General features: G+C 50.1%; 2 protein-coding genes. Both read right to left on the reverse strand.

From position 1 onward, the window contains the following. On the reverse strand, nucleotides 1-282 hold a 282-nt coding region (locus QCH34_RS11295; protein ID WP_300334212.1), incomplete at its 3' end, for a hypothetical protein. A gap of 3 nt (nucleotides 283-285) precedes the next feature. Further along, nucleotides 286-2,128 (reverse strand): hypothetical protein (locus QCH34_RS11300; protein WP_300334214.1); only part of this gene is annotated, 1,843 nt, incomplete at its 5' end.

Raw genomic sequence — 2,128 nt, forward strand, 5'->3', positions numbered from 1 at the left:
GATGCCTGCCGAGGTATAGGTGATGAGGGCGTTGTCGGTTTTTTCTTCGGAGAGCGGGACATAGATGAGGAGATCCGGCGGGTCCTCGCCGCGCATGAGCGGCGCGATATCGTGGCGCAGTTCGAAGAACGACTCCCGGTACTGCGTGGCCGTGGCCCCGGGGGTCTCAAGATCCGCAACAATATCTCTATAGATCTCTTCCGGGTCAAACCAGACCACGAGATGGTTGTCCTTTACCTGCTTGGCGACCATCTCTTTGATATATTCACTCACATGCCCCATAGACTAACTCCTCCTCACCATTCCTTTCTCCGCAAGCTGCTTCCCGATCGACGACCACTCGTACTTCCCTTCGATCAGCTCATCCCAGTAATTTTTCGGCTCCCTCCAAGGCACCAGCTCCCAGAGCGGTGCGATGGTGAGAACCACGCCGTCGTCATGCTCCGGGATGAGATCGAGGTTCGCCGCCCGCTCCAGTTTCTCCACGAAGTCGTGCAGCTCGCTGATGAACGCCTCCTGGCCATCGATCTCCTTCTCCAGTCTCTTCACCGCCGCCCCGCCGGTACCCAGCTGCTCCCGTTCGCCCTGCAGATCTTCCAGCCGTCGCTCCTCCATGGCGAGCTTGTCCTTCGCATACCCTAGAGCCTTGTAGAGCGTGTCTCCATCCATCCGCGGATAGTAGATCCAGATGGCGTAGTTCTTCTTCGCCGACTGGAGCAGCCAGTAGATGGGGGCTTTCCGTCGGCTCTTGGAGTAACGTTTCACGTGTTCGTCCCAGAACCCGCCGGTAGCGGGCTTGCGGAAGTAGTCCCGCAAGGATTTCACCCCGAGGATGTCGCAGGCTTCCTTCTCGATGACATCAGCCCGGTCGCTCCAGATTACCGTGAGTACATCGCGAATACGAGCAATGATGTCATCTGAATGCCCTTCGTCATCGACGAGAATACCATCGGCATCAACGGCGAGGGGATAGTCTTCAGGGATTTCTTGCAGTTCAAGTGGCAGGCAGTCATCTCCTAGCAGCATTCCGGGAGGACACGCTGGCAGGGGAGCGATGGGATCGGGAAGTTCGGGAGTTTCTTTCTCACCAGTGGCGTACAGGATGTCCCAGCGGCCGAAGACGCAACCAGCCATGTAAGAAACGAGATTTTCCGAAAATGAGGAGGGTCCTGTTGAACCGATATTTTCTGGAGATGGACGATTCTCGCTGGAATCGACAACAGAAGCTATATCTTCTATCGATATATCATAAAAGGAAAAACCTGTTTGATCGATTAGATCTTGAATCTGATTAATTTCGTTGAGAATAATATTGTTTGATTCTTCTTGTGAAAGATCCCCTTCTGGATTCTTTAGAATTGGGCAGTAAAAAGTATGTATAGACTCGTCAGAGCGATTTAATTCGGCATAATGTCCCCACATCTTTTGAGACATTACTTCGATTTCTGATAAATTTTGATTGAAATCTGGCCATGGCATTTTTTTTAGAATTCCTACTATAAACTCGGGATATCCAAATCGTCCAAGCATCATCTTAAATAAATAGTCGAATGTTGACGAACCAAATATTGTCAACGCGGCATTAAGTTCATTTTCAGGAGTGAAGGCACAATAACTTCTTACACTAAATATACAACCTTTTGGTAGTATTTGTGGGGAGAAATGAGATGCTCTCAATGGCCACGTTAAACCCGGCCGAAAATAATATTCGGTGTTCTGTGGTCGAGAGTAGTTCTTCCCCGATTTCGGATCTTTAAAATCCTTAATTTCCTTACCATCCTTATCCCAATTTACCAGCAGATGAAAATCTGCATAGTAAGGTGAGTAATCTCCCCCCTTTGCAAACGGCACCCATTTTTTACCAGTAAATGTTTGCGCTCTAAACTCATCAGGTGTTGTTTCTGAGGTTCCACCGACTACGCCGGCGGGATTAACTTCCCACCATGCCCGAACAAAGCGGAAATCATCAGCCGTCGCTAATCCCTGCTTGACCGTCCTTCCGTTCCCCTCAAATGATGGCAAATCCACGAAGAGCTGACGTAATTGATCGGATACCCAGTAGGCAAAAGGCGAGCCCGGAACCATGGAGAACTTTTCCGGATCGGTGGGAAAGAGCACAGAAGATGCT

It is taken from the genome of Methanocalculus sp., assembly GCF_029762515.1.
Classification (GTDB): Archaea; Halobacteriota; Methanomicrobia; order Methanomicrobiales; family Methanocorpusculaceae; genus Methanocalculus.